Source organism: Clostridium sp. MF28, assembly GCF_002969175.1.
In the GTDB taxonomy this organism is placed as follows: Bacteria; Bacillota; Clostridia; order Clostridiales; family Clostridiaceae; genus Clostridium; species Clostridium beijerinckii.
Window position 1 is genome coordinate 5,942,448 of sequence record NZ_CP014331.1, and the last position, 18,591, is coordinate 5,961,038.

Consider the following 18,591-nt stretch of genomic DNA (forward strand, 5'->3'; position numbering starts at 1 on the left):
TAGGATTTACTTACTAAACCATGCCTTACTAAGTAAATTAATACCTTCAGCAATCTCACCCTCAGTCATTCCACCAAAACCAAGAAAAACCATATTATTAGAATATTTATCTTTTCGCAACCAATATGTAGATACAGGAGAAACTATAACACCATATTCTTTAGCTTTTTTTATTATCTCTTCTTCAGATAATCCATTGTTTAATTCTAGCAAGATATGCAAACCTGCATTTTTACCATGAATAATAACATTGTCTCCCATAAATTTATGAATAGAGTGGATTAACATATCATGTCTTCTTTTATTTAGAAGAGATATTTTACGCAGATGACTATCCCAATGTCCTAAATGCATAAACTGTTGAATTATTTTTTGCTCAACTATTGGAACTGAGGTTTGGTAGCTACTAAAAAAATTATCATATATTTCTAGTAATGATTGGGGTAATACCATATAATTCAATCGCAAGCTTGGGGAGAAAGACTTTGAAAAAGTACCAATATATATAACACAGCCTTTTGAATCAATACCTTGTATTGAAGGTATTGGCCTTGAATTGTAACGAAGTTCACTATCATAATCATCTTCAATTATAATTCCATTTTCTCTTCTTGCCCAATCTAATAATTGTAATCTTTTTTGAATTGGCATCACTGATCCAGTCGGAAATTGATGTGAGGGGGTTACATATACTATCTTTGTGGAGCTATTTTCTAATTCAGTAATATTTATTCCATCCTTGTCTAAGCTAATTGGAACAACATCATATCCGTTATTGTTAAAAATCTTTCTTGCACCAATGTAGCCAGGATCTTCTAAAGCTACTTTAGAAAAATTGTTTCTGAACATTTGGCATAGTAAACTTAAACACTGCTCAAAGCCTGAAGTAATAATAATCTGTTCTGAGGTACATGAGACACCCCTTGATTTATTTAAATAATTCATTATTTCTATTCGTAATTCTTTTTCGCCTTTACTGCTAGTATAAGATGTCATAACTTCAGCATCTATAGAGGCCAAGCATTTATTTGATATCCTTCTCCATAAGCGCAAAGGAAAATCAGAAGCATTTAACTTTCCATATTTGAAATTATACTTATAATTATTATCAGAATTCATCTCAGGTAACGTCGTTTTATGATTCTCAATATTGACAGAGTTATCTCTCTTTAGCTTAGTGATTAGCATACTATCTAGTTTTTCAACTATGAATCCACTGCCTGCTTTACTTGTGACATATCCTTCAGAAGAAAGTTGCAGATAAGCGCTTTCTACTGTATTTCTACTGACATTTAATGTTGTTGCAAGCGTTCGTGTTGAATATAGCTTACTGCCTTCCAAAAGCTGTCCTGAAATTATCTCTTCTTTTAACTGATCATAAATTTGTAAATATAGTGGAACTCTTGAATCGTTATCTAGAAAAATCATTTTTTAAAACACTCCTCTTATGAACTGTATCCTATAAAATAAAAAGAATTGGCACTTTTGATGAGTACACGTTGATTGTATAATTGTTTTATAGAAAAGTCAATGTGCACAAATTAAGACTTTTTAAAATATGAAAATAATTAAATTTGTAGAAATACAGAGGAGGAATTTAAATGTTAAATGAAAAATTGCTTGAAGTTATATCACATGAAGGTGTAGTGGCTATAGTATCTTGTAGTAACAATGAGGCGCATGTAGTTAATACTTGGCATTCATTTCTTAGTGTTACTGAAGATGGTAGGATATTAGTACCTGCAGGAGGCATGAGAAGAACTCAAAAAAACATAGAAGCAAATAATAAAGTTAAAGTTACTTTAGGTAGCAAAGAGGTTATGGGACATCAACATCCAGGAGCAGGATTTTTAATAGAAGGAACTGCAAAATTCCTTGTAGAGGGTCCAGACTTTGATATGGTGAAGAAAAAATTTCCTTTTTTAAGTAGAGTGCTAGAGATAACAGTTATATCTGCTAAGCAAACTATATAGTAATAATATAACATAGCTTTTGAAAAAGAGTACTTTATATTAGTGAAATATCTAAAAAGTACTCTTTTTAGATGTTATTAATATGGATTATGTAAGTTTAATTCAGCAATATATATAGGGTATGGGACTATATAATATTAGAAGTTGGATAGCAATTGATTATGTTCGTATATAAATAATCTTATCTATCGATTAGAGGGCAGTTTATTAAAGATAGGATAAAGGTAATTATTGTAGGAAAACAGTTAGGATATTAATATTGACTCATACCTAAGGGTAGGAATTAAAATAGGTGTATAAAGAAAAAATAGCTATTCATATGATTTGCGCAATATATAGATTTGTAGTAGCAATTCATGAAAAATATGGAAAAAACAAAAGGAGGAACATAAATTGAAAGTTGATTTTTATACATCTAAAAGAGAATATGAAGAACATAAACAAGAGTTTGATAATGCTGTTATTAGCGTTATGCAAGAAGGAATTTCAACCCTTGGAAAAGAGGTGACTGATTTTGAAAAATCTATTGAGGAGTTTACTGGAGCTAAACATGCGATTGCTGTTGCATCTGGAACTGATGCGCTAATTTTAACTTCGGATATTTTAGGGTTTGAAAATGGAAAAGAAGTCATCACATCTCCATTTACTTTTCTTGCATCTACTTCATGTATAACAAGAAGAGGTGGAAAACCAGTTTTTGTAGATATTGATGAGGAGACTTTTAATATTGATGCAAATAAAATAGAAGAAAAGGTTACTAAAAATACTGTTGGTATAGTTCCAATTCATCTTTTTTCACAAATGGCTGATATGGATAAAATAATGGACATAGCAGGTAAACATAATTTGAGAGTACTTGAAGATGCTGCTGAGGGATTTGGAATGAGATGGAAAGGAAATGGGTCTGAATATAAACATTCAGGCACTATTGGAGATTTTGGGATTTTCTCATTCTTTCCAACCAAGACTCTTGGTGGTTTGGGGGATGGAGGAATGATAGTAACAAATAATGATGAATTAGCTAGATTAGCTAGAATGTATAGAGTTCACGGAGCATCAAAAAAATATCACTATGAGCATATTGGATACAATTCAAGATTAGATACTATACAGGCAGCTATTCTTCAAGTGAAAATGAAATACATAAAAGAAAGCATTAAAAAGAGAGAAATTGTTGCCAATTGGTATTTTGATAGGTTAAAAGATTGTCAGGAATTAAAATTTGCCACTTTGAAAGGCGAGCAAAATCCCGTGTATTATGTATTTAATATATTAACAGAAAAGAGAGATGAACTTGGAGAATACTTAAAGAAAAATCAGATTCAATTTAGTATTTATTATCCTATACCATTACATCTTCAAAGGTGTTTCAGTTATTTAGGTTATAAAAAAGGAGATTTTCCGGTTGCTGAAAGTATATGTGAGAGAATACTTGCACTTCCAATATATCCTCAAATAACAGAAGCAGAAGTTGATTTTGTATGTGAAACTATCAAAAGTTTTTTTAAATAATATTAGAAGACTGTAAAGGTGAATTAGAGAGCTGAAAATACTAGAAACTTTACATAATATATAGATTTGATGTGGTAAATTATAAAAATGTTCTTTGAAAATTGAATAATGCGATTTTTACAAGATATACTATAATTAATGCATGATAGTAAATTATGGTGAAATACTACTAGCGCATAGTTATATCGAAATAAAATCATAAAGTATAAAGAGGAGAGAGAATATGGAAAATATAAAAATTAAAAAAGCTGATTTAGAAGATTTAGAGTTAGTTGGAAACTTATTCAATAAGTATAGAATATTTTATGGACAAGATTCAAATTTAGAATCTTCAAAGAAATTTATTGAAGAACGAATGATACATAATGAATCAGTAATTTTTATTATCATGAAAGACTCAATAATACCTCTAGGATTTGTTCAATTATACCCATCTTTTTCATCAGTATCCATGAAAAGAATATGGATACTAAATGATTTATATGTTGAAGAAAGTGCGAGAAAGAAAGGTATAGGTAAAAGTTTAATGAATAAAGCAAAAGAGTTTGCATTTGAAACAGGAGCAAAAGGATTAACCTTATCAACTGCAATAGATAATACTACTGCACAAAAACTATATGAACAATCAGGGTATAAAAGAAATGAAATGTTCTATCATTATAGTTATTTTTTTTAATAAACAAACTAAAATGTATTCAAGTTTAATTTCCGTTTTACGGTCATGCTTTAATTTTATATTCAATTAGGTTGTTGAATAAACAGAATTTGTAAAAAATAAATAAGTCATCCCTTTGTGATATAATAATTTCGCGAAAAACCCAAATATATCACATAAGGAATGACTCAAATATGATTATATCATCAAATATTAAAAGTGAAAATGACCATTATAAAATTTTTGAAGCTGTTAAAATTGCATTTGCTAAATTAAATTCGAATATTAAAAGTACTAAAGGGCGACCACGTAAGTATTCAGATGAACAAATAGTTGCATGTATATTATATGGCGTTAAAAGTAGTATTTTCAGTTTAAGAGAGCTTGAATATCGTATAAAGCAAGACTATGTGTTTCAGTCTATAATTCAACTCAATCAAGTACCAGATTATTCTACATTCTCATTAAGAACTAAAATTTTAGAGAAACATATATATTATGGTATTTATGCTATGCTTGTTGAACTTATCAATCCTGAAACTAGACTGTGTGCAATAGATGGAACTGCTTTAAGAAGTTCAAAATACGATAGCGAAGCTAAATCCGGTAAGGGTACCCGCCTTGGATATTATAAAGGTTATAAATTACACTGTATTGCAGCAGTTAGTGATATTATAATTCCTCTAGTTTTTTATTTAACAACAGCTAATGTTTATGATAATCAAGTCTCAGATTTACTATATGAAGCTAAAATTTATAATCCATTTTTAATACTTGCAGATGCAGCATATGATTCATTAGAATGGTTTGAAATTGCTTCTAGCTTAGAATTTAATTTGTTAACTGATATAAATATGCGTAAGGCTAAAAGTATTGAGTCATTTACTGATAAACGATATGAAAATGCTTTGTTTATTCAATCTCCTATTGGATCAAAATTATATAAAAACAGATTGAAAATAGAGCAATTATTCTCTGTATTAAAGGGATTATATAACTTAGAAAACCCAAGGCTTTATGGGCAAGCCCGATACGAACGTCATATAAAATGGGTCTTATTAGCGTACTTAATAGATGAATTTAACAAAAAGCAGCAAGGAATAAAAACTAGAAAATATCCTTGGAATATATAATTTCTAAGAATATTTTCTTAAATAACCATTTGTAAAAATTAGTTATTCAACAACCTATCAATATATAAGATTTACACTATTCTTAAATTATGAATTACTAAAAATAAATAGCAAATTATAAAATCGCATTATTCAAGAGATTGAATTTGCGGTTTTTTTACCGCACAATATGTAGATTTGACGTAGTAAATAAAAATGTTGTTCTTTGAAAATTGAATAATGTGATATTTACAAAATATGCTATGATTAATTGGAAAATAAATTGTGATTTATCGGTTGAATTAAATAAAGATTAGAGAAATAATCTTAACTAAAATACTATAAATCATCAATATGATTATTGCCCCATTCACATAAGCATTGCAAAACAGGCATAATGCTTAAACCTCTTTGGGATAGAGAATATTCTACCTTTGGAGGAACTTGAGGATATTCTTTTCGAATAATTAAATTATCTGATTCTAATTCTTTTAACTGTGTACTGAGCATTTTATGAGTAATTGTTCCAAGGGAGCGTTTTAACTCACCATATCTTAGAATTTGTTTTTTCCAAAGCCAAAATAATATGTACATTTTCCATTTACCGTCAATCAAAGACATTGCATAAGCAAATGGTTTAATATTTACTTCATTATCCATGTTAACTCTCCTTTTGGATAGTATCTAACAAAAAAGTGCATACTTGCTACTAATTACATATTAATTTATCATAGAGACAAGAAATATTCAAGGAGGATAGCATTATGAAAAAAGAAATACAAGTATTTGATTATGCCAATGTAATTATGAAAGCACTTAAAACAGGTGTTTTGTTAACAACAAAGGTAGATGATAAAGTTAATTCTATGACTATTTCATGGGGAACGCTAGGAATAGAATGGGGGAAAGCAACTTTTACAGTTTACGTGAGAGAAAATCGCTTTACAAAACATCAACTTGAAAAAAATCCTGAATTTACTATAAATGTACCATTTGGTGAGTTTGATAAAAAAATATTGGGAATTTGCGGCACAAAGTCTGGTCATTTAAGTGATAAAATTAAAGAACTAAACTTGACATTGGAATCGCCTAATAGTGTTTCAGTTCCTGCCATTAAAGAACTTCCACTTACACTTGAGTGTAGGGTTTTATATAAACAAAAACAGGATGAGAGTGAGATTAAAGAAGAAATTAAAAGCAAATTTTACCCGCAAGATGTTGAAGGATCATTTCATGGTGCAAACAGAGATTTTCATACAGCTTATTATGGAGAAATTATAAGTGCATATATAATTGAATAATATATTCCGAAGTTTTTAATTTAATGTTAGATAATGCGCACAACGCCAAATCCATAAATTCCAATTTGTATAGTTGGTTATAAGTGTTATTATTATATTTAAAAATTTAATGGTAGATTAGAATATCGCACTATTCAGAAAAAAGAATAGATTTGCGATATTTTTTTATTCGCAATACTAATATAGAACTAAATCGCTAAAAGCGACGGCTTGGTTTAGTGATTAAATAAAATTTTATATGGAAAAAATAAGAAGTGAAGTTCTTTCTCAAGGAACTTCACTTCTCACATTTTACACGCCTTTTAAAGGAGTGATAAAATGTATCAAAAAATCGAAAAAATGATTAAAGATCTAGAACTATGTGGTCGTAGTAATGACACGATTAAAAACCGTGTATATATTATTAAAAACTTTTCTAGATTTTATAACAGACCACCTGAATTATTAGGTGAACCTGAAATCATTAATTATTTAGAGTATTGCATAAAAACAAGAAAATTATGCAAAGGAACTATAAATTATATCAATAGTACTCTAAAATTTTTTTATGTAGTAACTTTAGAAAGGTCTTGGAACGATTTGAGAATCCCAAGACTTAGGTATGATAAGCATTTACCTAGTTATTTAACAAAGGAAGAAATTAAGCGTTTATTAGGATCCATAACCTATTTAAAACATAAAGCAATTCTTACGACTATATATTCTGGCGGCTTACGCGTTAGCGAAGTTGTTAATCTAAGAATAGCTGATATTATGAGTAAAGAAATGAAAATTAGAATAAGAAATGGTAAGAGGAATAAAGAACGATATACTTTGCTTTCACAAAAAAACTTAGAGATATTAAGAGAATACTGGATCAAATTTGGATATAAAAATTATCAACCAGATGATTATCTTTTTATTTCTAGAAAGACTAAAAAGCCAATGAAAGTTCGTGGAATTGAACTTGTTATGGATAAGTCAATAAAAAAAGCAGGTATAACAAGAAATGCTACGGTACATACATTAAGACATTCTTATTGCAACGCATTTGATGAATGGCGGAGTTGATTTAAGAACAATTCAAGCATTATTAGGACATTCAAATATCAAAACAACATTTATATATTTACATGTAATGGATTATGAAATACTGAATATAAAGAGTCCATTAGACACATTTGAGTAAATTATGAATTCACTGCAAGAGATTATTAATTTACATGGAGAAGCGTATATTAAATCAAAGAAATTACCATCTAATATTCTAAAAGCACTATATTCAATTAAAGATTGTAGAACTGCTGCGCTTGGCGGCCATGTATATGAGTGCGATGAGTGTGCCGAAACTAAGGTTTCATATAACTCATGTAGAAATAGGCATTGTCCAAAATGTCAGGCTTATGCCAAAGAAATGTGGATTTATGAGAGAAGTAAAGCATTATTACCAACTCATTACTTTCATATTGTTTTTACTATACCAGAACAATTAAATTCTTTGACATTGTTTAATCAAAAAGAAATGTACTCTATTCTTTTTACTTCTGTTTCCGAGACTTTGCTAGAATTAGCAAATGAATAAAAATATAGATTTTAGGTGTAAATCATGGGTTTTGAATCTCCATATGGGACGGTCGGCTTTTAGCGACTTCGTTCTAGTAATTGATTGCGATATTGAGGTGCATAAATTTAAGATATGCTGCTACAAAATTCAGCTATATCTTAAATTTATGCTATTATTTTAGTCTCAACATCGCAATCAAGCCAACTCAAAATGCGAAGTAGCTATTTTAAATATTATTCTTTGAAAATTGAACAATGGGATGTTTACAAAATATGTTATAACTGATTCGTAATAGTAAATTATTGTCAATGATTAATTAATACTAGGGAGGAATTTCGTGGATAAAAAGATAAATGCAAAATTAACGGATATAAAAAATTCAATGGATAACTCCGCAGATTCGGTAAATCGTTCACAAATAGGTAATTTAAGTCAATTAACGAAAGGGTATCTGCTCACTAGGATTATTACTAGCGTTATAGTTTGTGGAATAATTTCATTAATATTCTATGCTTTAAATACTTAATAATAATTATTAAAGATGTTATAACTAGCCATAAATAGTTTCTTGCTAGTTTTCAAAATTCCTACATTATGTATTAAAGTAAATGAGAAGCATTTAAAAGATATGAAATATAAATTTATAATAATAAGGATAATATATAGATTTATTTTTACGTAAATTTATATATTATACATTTATTTCATATTATTTATAATTTGATTTTGACGTATCAAGTTTAAGTTGCTCTTCACCCCATATGTATAATTCCTTAAATGTGGGAAGTAAGGCTTTACCTCTTTCTGTCAAAGAATATTCAACCTTCGGAGGAATGGTTTCATATTGGGTTCTAACAATTAGCGTATGTTCTTCTAATTCTTTTAAAGACTTTGTAAGCATCATATTAGTAATACCTTTAACTTTTCGTTTTAATTCACTATATCTAGTAAAATCTTTGTTGGATAAACACCATAAGATAGGTAATTTCCATTTCTGGCCTAAAATATCGAGTGCATATATAACAGGACATTTTCTTTCATATACATTATCAGCAGGGAATTCTTTATTATAATTCATATAATCACTCATAATCACAACTCCTTCAAATTCAATAGTATACTTTTTATACTGGCACAGAAAAAACTGCATTCTTGTATATCTTTTCTCCTATGCTATATTAATTATAACAAAAACATCATAAGAGAATATACAGAAAGAGGAGTGTTACTATGAAAATTTATGGTATTAACGGAAGTCCAAGAAAAAATAAAAATACAGCGACATTGCTTCAAAAAGCTTTAGATGGAGTAAAAGAAGCTGCAAAAGATAAAGAAATTGAAACTGAAATAATTAATTTATATGATTTAAATTATACTGGATGTATAAGTTGCTTTGCTTGTAAAAGACTTGGAAGTAACAGTTATGGAAAATGTGCGGTAAAAGACGATCTTCAAGAAGTTTTAGAAAAAGTATCTCAATCTGATGGACTTATTTTTAGTTCTCCAGTATATTTTAGTAATGTAACAGGTAAATTCCTATCATTTTTAGAAAGACTATTATTTCCCTATCTTGTGTATGACAATAATGGTACTTCACTAGCGCCAAAGAGGATGCCAACAGCATTTATTTATACAATGAATGTTAAAGAAGAGGTAATGAAGCAAATTGGTTATTTAAAAACTTTTGAGCGCATGGAATCTAATATTGGACATATATTTACAAAACCATTAGTTATGTATTCAAATAATACTTATCAATTTGATGATTACTCAAAATATAAAGTTGAATCCTTCTCTGAAGAAGAAAAAGCAGCACATAGAAAAATTCAATTTCCTTTAGATTGTCAAAAAGCATTTGAATTAGGTGCAAATTTAATAAAGCACTAGAAATAAAGTGGTATATTAAATTACGAGAAAAGTTAACCTATAATGAATCTTTTGATTAGTTAAATAGATATAAGTTTATTAAATTTATTTTGGAAAACTATGAAATATGGCATGCACCATACTAGCATTAGAAGAAATATGTAATTAAAAGCAACTTGAAATTTAAATATAGCTTAAAGAAAGAAATTAAAGTGCTGTATTATTCTAGAGTGAATTATACAGCATTATTAATTATATATGAAAATTAATAATTAATAATGCTGTATATGAGTGATATAGCTATTGGTGCAATTAATTAGAAGTGTTTTGTAATTTGGATATTTAATTTTAATTTATTTTTATCAAATAACGTGCGCATTATAGACAATAAATTAAAAGATTCTATCTTGATTATTAAGTTGTGAGCAACGATTAAATTCCATTTCTAATACCGTGTTTACTGTATGTTTACCTAGATTATCTAAAGAATTATATTTTTTTAATAAACATTCTAATTCTTCTGATAGTTGTAAACGTGTTTTTATTTTGTTTTCATCCCATCCCATTAAAATAGATGGAGTTGTTTCTAATATTACTGCAAGTTTTTCGATTTTGTCAGAAGGTATATTAGAGATTACACCGCTTTCATATCTTTGAAGTGTTGGCTTACTAATAGATAATCTTTTAGAAACATCTTCTAATGTGAGATTCAATTCTAATCGTCTATTTTTGATATTTTCTTTCAAACCCATTTTATATCACCTCTTAGTTCTATATTAAAAGTAAGTAAATTATAGATTATCAATTAATATAATTTATTGATAATCTATAATAAAATCGAAGCGTCCTAATAAAACTTAATAACTTTTTATTTATTTTGTTTACTGCAGTTAGGCAAATTAAAAAAATCATTCTAATTTGGAGACTATTAATATAATTTATTATAACATCTGTTTCCGGATATGCAACAATTATTTTCCAGTATATAGAAAAAGTTACGTAAGAAGTATTGACAATAATAGCCATAATATATAAAATATTACTTAACGAGTAACGAAAGGAGAGCATTTATGATATTAGTTAATGAGTTAAAGGGAAAGATAAAAGCAAAAGGATATACTCAGGAAAAGCTGGCAAGGGAATTAGGAATGTCTCCAAAAACCTTAGGTAATAAACTTAATAAAGGAATATTTGGTTCTAATGAAATTGATAAGATGATAAAACTATTAGATATAAATAATCCAATAGAGATTTTTTTTGATAAATAAATTACTTAAAGAGTAAAATGTATTTACTTTATATATATAGTATTAGAAATCTAGAATTGATTATATATATTGCAAAAATAATTCTTCATCACAATTCTAAAAATGCTGCAAGAATTTTATACGTAATTGTGAAATGTGCATTGGGAATTGCAACGTATATATTGTAATTTAAGAGCATTATGTTGAGCTGATGGTTATTTTTATAGAAGGACAAGCTATGCAAGAATTATTAAAAGAAATTTTAATTGAATTAAGAAAATAGTAGTCTTAAATTAAAAAATAAATGTAAATTTATTTTCATACACATTGAGCTAGAATATATCAGGGATACAATTTTTGATAGAAATGTATAAAAAGAAAGTGAGGACTTACAAATGAATTTTAGGATTTTTAAATGTTATATAGATGTTTGTAAGTTAATTGAGTTAAACCCATCATGGAATGGTCTTGAAAGGTTTAGGCAATTTTATTTATGGGAGCGTGAAAATAATGGCAGATATCAAATGGATTAAATTAGCTACTAATATGCATGATGATGAAAAGATGAAGTTAATAGATGCAATGCCTAACAGGGATACAATTCATTATGTTTGGATAAGAATACTTTTACTTGGTGGAAAACTTAATGCTAATGGAAAGGTTTTCTTATCAGAAGGGAAACCTCTCACTGCCAAAATGTTGGCTGTATTATTTTCTAGGCCTTTAGAGGATATTAAGATTGCATTAAAAGTATTATCTAACTTTGGCATGATTGAAATAGCTTCTGATAAAGTAATTAGAATTGTGAACTGGGATAAGCATCAGAACATAGAGGGAATGGAAAGGGTCCGTGAACAAAACAGAAAAAGAGTTGAAAATCATAGAGAAAAGAAGAAAGAAGAGAAGAATGCAGCTAAAAGTAATAAGGAAGAAACTCAGGAAGATAAAGTCTTAGAAGAATTTATAGATTTAGAAGAAAATCAAGATCTGGATGAAAGTGTAGAATTAGAAAAAACTAATGAATTAGAAGGAAAGAAAGATTACTCTAAGAATTCTACTATAGAAGAAAACAAAGCTCTAGGTAAGAATGATATATTAGAAAATTTGGAAACTAGTGAAGAGGCTTCTGGAAATACGTATATTAATGATAAAACTAATATTACTACTAGCGAAGCAGGTAATAATAGTACTGTAGAAATTATTGATGATAATGAAGATATCAGTAATAACATTTTAGAAACTGATGATAATAATTGTATTGTTACTCAAAATAATAGTAACGTTACTCAAAATAAATGTAACGTTACAGTAACGCAACAGAATAAGAAGGAGAAAAAGAATAAGAATAAGAAGGAGAAAAAAGAGATAGATAAAGATAAAAACATAGAGGGTAAAAAGAATAATGGTTTTGATATAAATAATAAAGGCTCAGCTTGTGATGATGAAGTTAGCCAGTCGAATCTATCTAAGAAACACAATAATACTAAAAGTGAATCAGGGGAAGAGGAGGACATAAATCTTAAAGCTTTAGAGCTTATGCATTATCATGAAAAAATAACAGGAAAGCCAGGAGGATGCGACTATGTTGCTCTTAGATCGGCTATTGATATCCATGGAGAAAAAATGGTTAAGATGGCCATGGATGTTGGGTTTGAGAAGAATTGTCCTGACATAAAGTATGCAATTGGGGTATTAAAAAACTGGAGGAGAGATGGGTATCCAGAAGATCATATGGAGGTAAAGAAAAATGGGGTTAGAAGCAATGGAAAGAGTAACAGAGCAGATAAAAATGAATTTGCAGGATTCAAGCCGAAGGAACCGCGAAAACTTACAGAAGCTGAACGAAAGAGGATTGAAGCAAACCTCATATAAATGCGATAAATGCTGCGATACTGGATGGATACTTATCCCCCAGGAACATATGCAGCCTCTTGCTGTAGCCTGTGAATGCAGAAAAATAGAAAAACTAAAGAATGAGTGGAAGTATTCTGGAATCAATGTTGAACAAAGTAAACTTACTTTTTCTAGTTTTGAAGTTTGGAATAATGCGTCACAAAGGATGAAGGACACTGCAGCAGCATATTGTACTGATTTTGATGAAATAAAAGATACTAGGCGAAATAGTATTTTATTATGTGGACAGGTTGGCAGCGGTAAAACGCATTGCAGTATTGCTGTTGCATTGAATTTTTTAAAACAAAGAATTAAAGTGCTGTACATGCCTTATCGTGATGTAATCACAAAGATAAAACAAAATATGATTGATGAAGAATATTATACTAGGACCATCTCAAAGTATCAATTATGTGAGGTACTACTTATTGATGATCTCTTTAAGGGAAAAATCAATGAAACAGATACAAATATTATGTTTGAAATTATTAATTACAGGTATCTTAATTTTCTGCCGATCATAGTCAGCAGCGAATTCTCCATTGACAGATTACTGACATTTGATGAAGGGGTCGCTTCAAGAATATATGAAATGTCAAAAGATTATGTTGTAGAAATTGAGAAGGATATTAGGAATAATTATAGACTTAAATAAATTTACAATGCACAGTGCACAATTCACAATAAACAATTACAGAGTGAAAATTCTCATGAAAACGAATTTTTTCAGAATTAAACAAAGCTAAATTATGAAGGGAAGTTGTTTAAATGAAATCATCAGGAATAGTAAGAAAGCTCGACCCACTTGGAAGGATTGTAATACCAAAAGAAATAAGAAAGGTACTAGAAATTTACGAGGGAGATTCCATGGAAATAATTAAGGTTGATAATGGGGTGGTTGTTAAAAAATATATTAAAGGATGCATTTTTTGTGGAAGTGATAAAGATGTTGTTGAATTTAATGGAGCAGTTGTTTGTGATGGATGCAGAAAGGCTTTAGGGAAGGATTAAACCAGTTGATATGTGGAAAGATGGATGGACAATATATAGTTAAGATACTGAAATCAGAATAAATAAGATATATGCTTTAAAATGACTTAAAACAATATACATTGTACGATCAGAATCTGTTGCCCATGAGCGTATGGTTGAAATAACTGAAAGGCGGCAAGAGCATTATCTAAATTAAATGAAAAGCTTGTCTGTTAATTGCAATGTAATAAGTACTATATTCAAATTTTCTGCTGAGGTAAGAAAATAATTTATACAACAAATGCAATAGAAAGTTTGAATGGTACTTATCGTAGGCCAAATAGACAAAGAAGTGTTTTTCCAACCGATACAACTTTGTTAAAAGCTTTGTATTTAACAACATTTGAAGCCACAAAAAGATGGACTATGCCTTATAAAAATTTGGGTAAGGTTTATGGAGAACTTTCAATCATGTATGAAGGTCATTTATAAATGATAATCAAAAAACGCTCTTTCTCAAGAACGTTTTTGACATGCAATCTAACTTAACTTATTAGAAATAAGATAAATAGTTTGAAAATTTTACTTTTATAAATGTTATAGTTTTTTTATCTATAGCTTAAAAAGCTTATTTTACATATATCGTTTGAAGATTATAGTTTTATAAAGTATTTTCAATCAGTCTTTTAATCTCTTCCTTTGGTAAAAAGCCAACAAACTGGTTCACATTTTCATTATTCTTAAAGATAACTACAGTAGGTATACTTGAAATGTGATATTTATCTGCTAAATCTACACTTTTATCCACATCTACTTTTATAAAATTTACTTTCCCTTTCATTTCCTCTGATAACTCTTCAAGAATGGGTGATATCATTTTACAAGGTCCGCACCAGGTTGCAAAAAAATCTACGACCGTAACTCCACCTTTTATTTCATTTCCGAATTCATTATTATCTACTATTTTCATACTATATTCCTCCATTTTCCTTTATCAGTGCTATATATTATTGACGGATAAAATTTGTAAGTATTTTATCTTCTTTTTCTGGTGCTTCTATATTATTTTTTCCATACTCAACAAGTTTAAGCAGCCAAGCCATATTTTTAGCTAAGGTCTTCATTATTTGAACCCCTTCTTCATCCTGTATAACTTCTCCTGGAGTTGTGCCATGAATAACGTTCCAGTATCTTGATGATGGCATTAGCATCTCAGAATAATTAATGTACTTGTTTAGCTGATCAAGTGCAGCTATACCTCCAGAACGTCGAACCGCTACAACAGCTGCACCAACCTTATGTCTTAATATGCTGCCATTATTTTCATTGACAACAAAAGCTCTATCCAAGAAAGATTTCATTGCCCCGCTTATTCCTGAATAATGTACAGGAGAACCTAGTATTATCCCATCTGCCTTTTTCATTTTTTCGATCCATTCATTTACAGAATCTCCCTTTAAAACACATTTTTCATTTTGATTTTTATAACACCCCCAACATGACATGCATCCCCTTATAGCTTGACTACCTATATGTATTATTTCAACTTCTATATCTTGTTTTTCTAATTCCTCTGCAATTAATTTTAAGGCATGATAAGTGTTTCCATTTTTATTTGGGCTACCATTAAAAGCTACAACTTTCATTATTAAAAACTCCTTTTTTAACTCTAATTTTTATTCAAAATATTATAATATTCTTATAAAATTATTATTACATAAATGCTTCAAGTAAAGTTTCAAACTTATCTAAGTAAAGTAAACTAACTTCACTTTATACATAATTATGCAGATTTATATCACCTTCTTTCAAAAAGTAACCTTCATAAATAAGCGTTTGTAAGTTTCCTAATTAGCTTCTTATAATTTTTAGATATAACTTGTTATAATATATATTAAGGATATTTAATATCTTTAATATACCTAAAAACTTTTCAAATTCAATTAAAAGAAATTAAGTGGTAATTCTTTGAGCCTCTTACAGTTTTTTTTACTATTAATTAGAACGCCTCATTTTATAGCTACTTTAGAATTAAGTATATCGTAGAGTCTATTTGTCTGCTATTATAAAGACACAAATTAATTTTGTCAATATTTTAAATTTATTAAATTTTGTAGATTATAAATATGTGAATAAAATACTTATTGACAAAATAATCTATTATATTTATTATTATAGATAAATAAGCTCTGCAATATCTTTTAGGAGGTTTTAATTTGAAATATACAAAAGCAACAAATTATGCTCTACATACAATTGTATATATGATGGAAAATGCGAAAAGTGAGAAACTAAGCGTAAGTGCTCTAGCGGAACACTTTAATTTATCTACTACATATCTTTCGAAAATTTTAACTCAGCTGGTAAAAGCTGATTTAATTGAGTCAACTCCAGGTGCAAATGGAGGTTACGTTTTGCGTAAAGACATGAAGTCTATTTCTTTTATGGATGTTATTAAGGCCACTGAAGGAACTGGCTCATTATTTGTTTGCAATTTAAATGAAAATAGCAAATGTTTGATTGAAAAAGTAATGTCAGGAGCTGAAAATGTACTAGAAAATTATCTAGAAGATAAAAAACTATATGATCTGACTCAAAATAAATCAAACTGCAAAACCAACAAAGAATAAATATTTACCCATTAATATATGGGTTTTTATATTTGAATTGCAGATATTATATATCTTTAATGTATCTAAAGGAGAAATTACATAATGGACAAAATACAAGAACTTGAACAAAAACCTATTGGAAAATTACTTATACAATATTCAGTTCCAACAGTACTCAGTTTATTGATTAATTCACTTTATATAGTAATCGATCGGATGTTTATAGGAAATATATCAGAAGTCGGAACTCTAGCTTTAACTGGAATTGGCCTTACAATGCCAATTACTACAATAGTAGTAGCGTTATCTGCTCTCATATCAATGGGGGCCAGCTCTAATATCTCTATAAAACTCGGAGAAGGCAATAAAGAAGAAGCTGAAAATTTTGCAGGAAATGCACTATCTCTAAGCATTGTTTTAGGGCTTTTGGTCACTAGTCTATATATGATATTTCAAAATTCAATATTAGGATGGCTCGGTATAAACGGTGAAGTATTATCTTATACTAAAGATTTTATTACAATCATCATGGCTGGTACCGTATTTAATATGCTGGGATTTTGTCTGCCTTTTATCGTTCGTTCTGATGGAAATCCTATATTTTCAGCTGCTATTACAATTACAGGGTGCATTCTTAATATATTACTTGATGCCTTATTTATATATGTATTTCACATGGGAATAAAAGGTGCAGCTATTGCTACTGTCATTGCTCAATTTACTACCGTGATTCTTGGACTTTATTATTTCATGAAATTAAAAAATACTTTGATACTTAAAAAGATCAATTTCAAATTACATATTTCAATTGTAAAAGCTATTTTCTTAATTGGGTTAGTTCCATTTTCTAATCAATTATCCGTAAGTGTTGCACAAATTGTAAGCAATTATTCCTTAAATTTATATGGTGGAGAACTAGCAATTGGCGCAATGACTGTACTAAACTCCATTACAATATTATTTTTGATGCCAGTTTATGGAATAGCTCAAGGCTTCCAGCCCATTATCGGTTATAATTATGCAAAAAAGAATTATGGCAGAACCCTGAAGACTCTTGCCCTTGCTGTTTTGTTTAGTACTGGATTCTTGGCAGTTAGTGCTATAATTATGCAGCTATTTCCAAAATTCGCCGTTAGTCTTTTTACCCAGAACCCTGAACTTGTGAATATTTCTATAAATGGCTTAAAAAAATATACAGTGCTTATCTTTCTTATTTCCATTCCTACCTTTGGCTCTGGTTTTATGATGCTAACAGGTAAACCTAAAACCGCCGTAATATTAAGTATATCAAGGCAATCAGTGATATTAGCACTAACTATATTTTTCTTACCAAAGGTAATTGGTCAGGACGGACTATGGTTCGCTCAACCTATAACAGACCTTTTATCTAGCATTATCACAATTATATTATTCATAAAAGGATATAGTGATATTTTATACAAAAAAACATCAACAAAGGTATAAGAAAGACAATATCCAGGATACTTTAGTTAAGTGAATTTTTATCAATTTACTTAAGCTTTCATATAAAAATTAGAAGTAAAAAAAATGGAGATTTATCCTTGCAATCAGGATAAATCTCCATTTTTATTAAAAGATTAAGCTATTTCAAATTTAGTAACTTGTCTTTGAGTAACTTGAGCACCAGATTTCTTAACTAAATCACCAGAATTAGTCTTGAAAACATTCTTAGCAATTACAGTATCCATAAGTGCGTTGATCTCATCTTTTGTAAGAGTAGGTTTAACACCAGAAACACTTAAAGTACTTTTTTCACCAGCTACAGTTAAAAAAGTCATAGATAAAGAATATTCCATTTAATTTACCTCCAATCTTAAGTAGAGAACTCGAATCTATGATTTGATGGTGGTCGCTTACTCTGTGAGCACTCAGCGAACGAATGTG

Annotated in this window: 23 protein-coding genes and 2 pseudogenes; 18 read left to right on the top strand and 7 right to left on the bottom strand. The window is 29.0% G+C overall.

Going from position 1 to position 18,591, the window contains the following annotated elements:
- Nucleotides 1–6: 6 nt before the first annotated feature.
- Entirely contained in the window at nt 7–1,428 is a 1,422-nt protein-coding gene (locus tag AXY43_RS26250; protein ID WP_105412414.1) for a PLP-dependent aminotransferase family protein, read from the bottom strand.
- Nucleotides 1,429–1,601: 173 nt separating this feature from the next.
- Between AXY43_RS26250 and AXY43_RS26255 the strand changes: the two genes are divergently transcribed.
- From AXY43_RS26255 to AXY43_RS26270, 4 genes are all read left to right on the top strand, one after another.
- On the top strand, nt 1,602–1,973 hold the full coding sequence (locus tag AXY43_RS26255; protein ID WP_012058432.1) for a pyridoxamine 5'-phosphate oxidase family protein: 372 nt from the start codon (nt 1,602–1,604) through the stop codon (nt 1,971–1,973).
- A gap of 393 nt (nt 1,974–2,366) precedes the next feature.
- Nucleotides 2,367–3,485, top strand: a complete 1,119-nt coding sequence (locus tag AXY43_RS26260; RefSeq protein WP_105412415.1) for a DegT/DnrJ/EryC1/StrS family aminotransferase — start codon at nt 2,367–2,369, stop codon at nt 3,483–3,485.
- Between the two features lie 223 nt (nt 3,486–3,708).
- Complete coding sequence (locus tag AXY43_RS26265; protein WP_087702785.1) at nt 3,709–4,161, top strand: GNAT family N-acetyltransferase; 453 nt, start codon at nt 3,709–3,711, stop codon at nt 4,159–4,161.
- 173 nt (nt 4,162–4,334) lie between these two features.
- A complete protein-coding gene (locus AXY43_RS26270; RefSeq protein WP_054249135.1) occupies nt 4,335–5,273 on the top strand; it encodes a transposase in 939 nt (312 codons plus the stop codon).
- Between the two features lie 318 nt (nt 5,274–5,591).
- Here the strand turns inward: AXY43_RS26270 and AXY43_RS26275 are convergent, their stop codons facing one another.
- A complete protein-coding gene (locus AXY43_RS26275; RefSeq protein ID WP_023975163.1) occupies nt 5,592–5,912 on the bottom strand; it encodes a winged helix-turn-helix transcriptional regulator in 321 nt (106 codons plus the stop codon).
- Between the two features lie 104 nt (nt 5,913–6,016).
- Between AXY43_RS26275 and AXY43_RS26280 the strand changes: the two genes are divergently transcribed.
- The 5 genes and pseudogenes from AXY43_RS26280 to AXY43_RS26295 all read left to right on the top strand — a co-directional run bounded on the left by AXY43_RS26280 (nt 6,017) and on the right by AXY43_RS26295 (nt 8,622).
- The gene (locus tag AXY43_RS26280) at nt 6,017–6,553 is read left to right on the top strand and encodes a flavin reductase family protein (RefSeq protein ID WP_023975162.1); all 537 of its coding nucleotides are present in this window, start codon (nt 6,017–6,019) and stop codon (nt 6,551–6,553) included.
- A gap of 318 nt (nt 6,554–6,871) precedes the next feature.
- Nucleotides 6,872–7,603 carry a tyrosine-type recombinase/integrase gene (locus AXY43_RS26285; RefSeq protein ID WP_242986356.1) on the top strand — a complete coding sequence of 244 codons (732 nt, stop codon included), beginning with the start codon at nt 6,872–6,874 and terminating at the stop codon, nt 7,601–7,603.
- The gene (locus AXY43_RS28790; protein WP_242986355.1) at nt 7,587–7,721 is read left to right on the top strand and encodes a tyrosine-type recombinase/integrase; all 135 of its coding nucleotides are present in this window, start codon (nt 7,587–7,589) and stop codon (nt 7,719–7,721) included. Before AXY43_RS26285 ends, AXY43_RS28790 begins: the two co-directional genes overlap by 17 nt.
- Nucleotides 7,722–7,724: 3 nt before the next feature.
- A pseudogene (locus AXY43_RS26290) lies at nt 7,725–8,111 on the top strand (IS91 family transposase); the annotation flags it as partial.
- A gap of 322 nt (nt 8,112–8,433) precedes the next feature.
- Complete coding sequence (locus tag AXY43_RS26295; RefSeq protein WP_105412416.1) at nt 8,434–8,622, top strand: hypothetical protein; 189 nt, start codon at nt 8,434–8,436, stop codon at nt 8,620–8,622.
- Nucleotides 8,623–8,805: 183 nt separating this feature from the next.
- On the opposite strand, the gene AXY43_RS26300 is transcribed toward AXY43_RS26295, so the two are convergent.
- Nucleotides 8,806–9,186, bottom strand: coding sequence for a winged helix-turn-helix transcriptional regulator (locus AXY43_RS26300; protein WP_031275902.1), 381 nt, complete (start codon nt 9,184–9,186; stop codon nt 8,806–8,808).
- Between the two features lie 140 nt (nt 9,187–9,326).
- Between AXY43_RS26300 and AXY43_RS26305 the strand changes: the two genes are divergently transcribed.
- A complete protein-coding gene (locus AXY43_RS26305; RefSeq protein WP_023975160.1) occupies nt 9,327–9,983 on the top strand; it encodes a flavodoxin family protein in 657 nt (218 codons plus the stop codon).
- A gap of 371 nt (nt 9,984–10,354) precedes the next feature.
- Here the strand turns inward: AXY43_RS26305 and AXY43_RS26310 are convergent, their stop codons facing one another.
- Nucleotides 10,355–10,714, bottom strand: coding sequence for a helix-turn-helix domain-containing protein (locus AXY43_RS26310; protein WP_012058440.1), 360 nt, complete (start codon nt 10,712–10,714; stop codon nt 10,355–10,357).
- Nucleotides 10,715–11,032: 318 nt separating this feature from the next.
- Here AXY43_RS26310 and AXY43_RS26315 point away from each other — a divergent pair, with 318 nt between their 5' ends.
- The 6 genes and pseudogenes from AXY43_RS26315 to AXY43_RS26335 all read left to right on the top strand — a co-directional run.
- Entirely contained in the window at nt 11,033–11,230 is a 198-nt protein-coding gene (locus AXY43_RS26315) for a DUF739 family protein (protein ID WP_105412417.1), read from the top strand.
- 374 nt (nt 11,231–11,604) lie between these two features.
- The gene (locus AXY43_RS28275; protein WP_171781095.1) at nt 11,605–11,742 is read left to right on the top strand and encodes a hypothetical protein; all 138 of its coding nucleotides are present in this window, start codon (nt 11,605–11,607) and stop codon (nt 11,740–11,742) included.
- Nucleotides 11,720–13,081, top strand: a complete 1,362-nt coding sequence (locus AXY43_RS26320) for a phage replisome organizer N-terminal domain-containing protein (RefSeq protein ID WP_105412418.1) — start codon at nt 11,720–11,722, stop codon at nt 13,079–13,081. Before AXY43_RS28275 ends, AXY43_RS26320 begins: the two co-directional genes overlap by 23 nt.
- 49 nt (nt 13,082–13,130) lie before the next feature.
- On the top strand, nt 13,131–13,757 hold the full coding sequence (locus AXY43_RS26325; RefSeq protein ID WP_031275900.1) for an ATP-binding protein: 627 nt from the start codon (nt 13,131–13,133) through the stop codon (nt 13,755–13,757).
- A 113-nt stretch (nt 13,758–13,870) separates the two neighbouring features.
- Complete coding sequence (locus AXY43_RS26330) at nt 13,871–14,113, top strand: AbrB/MazE/SpoVT family DNA-binding domain-containing protein (RefSeq protein ID WP_105412419.1); 243 nt, start codon at nt 13,871–13,873, stop codon at nt 14,111–14,113.
- Between the two features lie 85 nt (nt 14,114–14,198).
- Nucleotides 14,199–14,566: pseudogene (locus tag AXY43_RS26335) on the top strand (transposase); the annotation flags it as partial.
- Nucleotides 14,567–14,735: 169 nt separating this feature from the next.
- Here the strand turns inward: AXY43_RS26335 and trxA are convergent.
- On the bottom strand, nt 14,736–15,044 hold the full coding sequence (gene trxA, locus AXY43_RS26340; RefSeq protein WP_105412420.1) for a thioredoxin: 309 nt from the start codon (nt 15,042–15,044) through the stop codon (nt 14,736–14,738).
- 37 nt (nt 15,045–15,081) lie between these two features.
- Nucleotides 15,082–15,720 (bottom strand): flavodoxin family protein, encoded by a 639-nt coding sequence (locus AXY43_RS26345; RefSeq protein WP_105412421.1) that lies wholly within the window; start codon nt 15,718–15,720, stop codon nt 15,082–15,084.
- Between the two features lie 570 nt (nt 15,721–16,290).
- On the opposite strand from AXY43_RS26345, the gene AXY43_RS26350 reads away from it, so the two are divergent.
- Together AXY43_RS26350 and AXY43_RS26355 are read left to right on the top strand one after the other, a co-directional pair.
- Complete coding sequence (locus AXY43_RS26350) at nt 16,291–16,704, top strand: RrF2 family transcriptional regulator (protein WP_017209396.1); 414 nt, start codon at nt 16,291–16,293, stop codon at nt 16,702–16,704.
- A gap of 84 nt (nt 16,705–16,788) precedes the next feature.
- Complete coding sequence (locus AXY43_RS26355) at nt 16,789–18,150, top strand: MATE family efflux transporter (protein WP_242986350.1); 1,362 nt, start codon at nt 16,789–16,791, stop codon at nt 18,148–18,150.
- A 134-nt stretch (nt 18,151–18,284) separates the two neighbouring features.
- On the opposite strand, the gene AXY43_RS26360 is transcribed toward AXY43_RS26355, so the two are convergent.
- Complete coding sequence (locus AXY43_RS26360) at nt 18,285–18,503, bottom strand: DUF2922 domain-containing protein (RefSeq protein WP_039773445.1); 219 nt, start codon at nt 18,501–18,503, stop codon at nt 18,285–18,287.
- Between the last annotated feature and the right edge of the window lie 88 nt (nt 18,504–18,591).

Excerpts from the sequence above, each read along its gene's own strand:
- AXY43_RS26275 (WP_023975163.1), bottom strand. The coding sequence starts at position 5,912 with ATGGATAATGAAGTAAATATTAAACCATTTGCTTATGCAATGTCTTTG.
- AXY43_RS26345 (WP_105412421.1), bottom strand. The coding sequence starts at position 15,720 with ATGAAAGTTGTAGCTTTTAATGGTAGCCCAAATAAAAATGGAAACACT.
- AXY43_RS26265 (WP_087702785.1), top strand. The coding sequence starts at position 3,709 with ATGGAAAATATAAAAATTAAAAAAGCTGATTTAGAAGATTTAGAGTTA.
- AXY43_RS28790 (WP_242986355.1), top strand. The coding sequence starts at position 7,587 with ATGAATGGCGGAGTTGATTTAAGAACAATTCAAGCATTATTAGGACAT.
- AXY43_RS26270 (WP_054249135.1), top strand. The coding sequence starts at position 4,335 with ATGATTATATCATCAAATATTAAAAGTGAAAATGACCATTATAAAATT.
- AXY43_RS26330 (WP_105412419.1), top strand. The coding sequence starts at position 13,871 with ATGAAATCATCAGGAATAGTAAGAAAGCTCGACCCACTTGGAAGGATT.
- AXY43_RS26255 (WP_012058432.1), top strand. The coding sequence starts at position 1,602 with ATGTTAAATGAAAAATTGCTTGAAGTTATATCACATGAAGGTGTAGTG.
- AXY43_RS26280 (WP_023975162.1), top strand. The coding sequence starts at position 6,017 with ATGAAAAAAGAAATACAAGTATTTGATTATGCCAATGTAATTATGAAA.
- AXY43_RS26250 (WP_105412414.1), bottom strand. The coding sequence starts at position 1,428 with ATGATTTTTCTAGATAACGATTCAAGAGTTCCACTATATTTACAAATT.
- AXY43_RS26310 (WP_012058440.1), bottom strand. The coding sequence starts at position 10,714 with ATGGGTTTGAAAGAAAATATCAAAAATAGACGATTAGAATTGAATCTC.
- AXY43_RS26300 (WP_031275902.1), bottom strand. The coding sequence starts at position 9,186 with ATGAGTGATTATATGAATTATAATAAAGAATTCCCTGCTGATAATGTA.
- AXY43_RS26285 (WP_242986356.1), top strand. The coding sequence starts at position 6,872 with ATGTATCAAAAAATCGAAAAAATGATTAAAGATCTAGAACTATGTGGT.
- AXY43_RS26315 (WP_105412417.1), top strand. The coding sequence starts at position 11,033 with ATGATATTAGTTAATGAGTTAAAGGGAAAGATAAAAGCAAAAGGATAT.
- trxA (WP_105412420.1), bottom strand. The coding sequence starts at position 15,044 with ATGAAAATAGTAGATAATAATGAATTCGGAAATGAAATAAAAGGTGGA.
- AXY43_RS28275 (WP_171781095.1), top strand. The coding sequence starts at position 11,605 with ATGAATTTTAGGATTTTTAAATGTTATATAGATGTTTGTAAGTTAATT.
- AXY43_RS26355 (WP_242986350.1), top strand. The coding sequence starts at position 16,789 with ATGGACAAAATACAAGAACTTGAACAAAAACCTATTGGAAAATTACTT.
- AXY43_RS26325 (WP_031275900.1), top strand. The coding sequence starts at position 13,131 with ATGCAGCCTCTTGCTGTAGCCTGTGAATGCAGAAAAATAGAAAAACTA.
- AXY43_RS26320 (WP_105412418.1), top strand. The coding sequence starts at position 11,720 with ATGGCAGATATCAAATGGATTAAATTAGCTACTAATATGCATGATGAT.
- AXY43_RS26360 (WP_039773445.1), bottom strand. The coding sequence starts at position 18,503 with ATGGAATATTCTTTATCTATGACTTTTTTAACTGTAGCTGGTGAAAAA.
- AXY43_RS26305 (WP_023975160.1), top strand. The coding sequence starts at position 9,327 with ATGAAAATTTATGGTATTAACGGAAGTCCAAGAAAAAATAAAAATACA.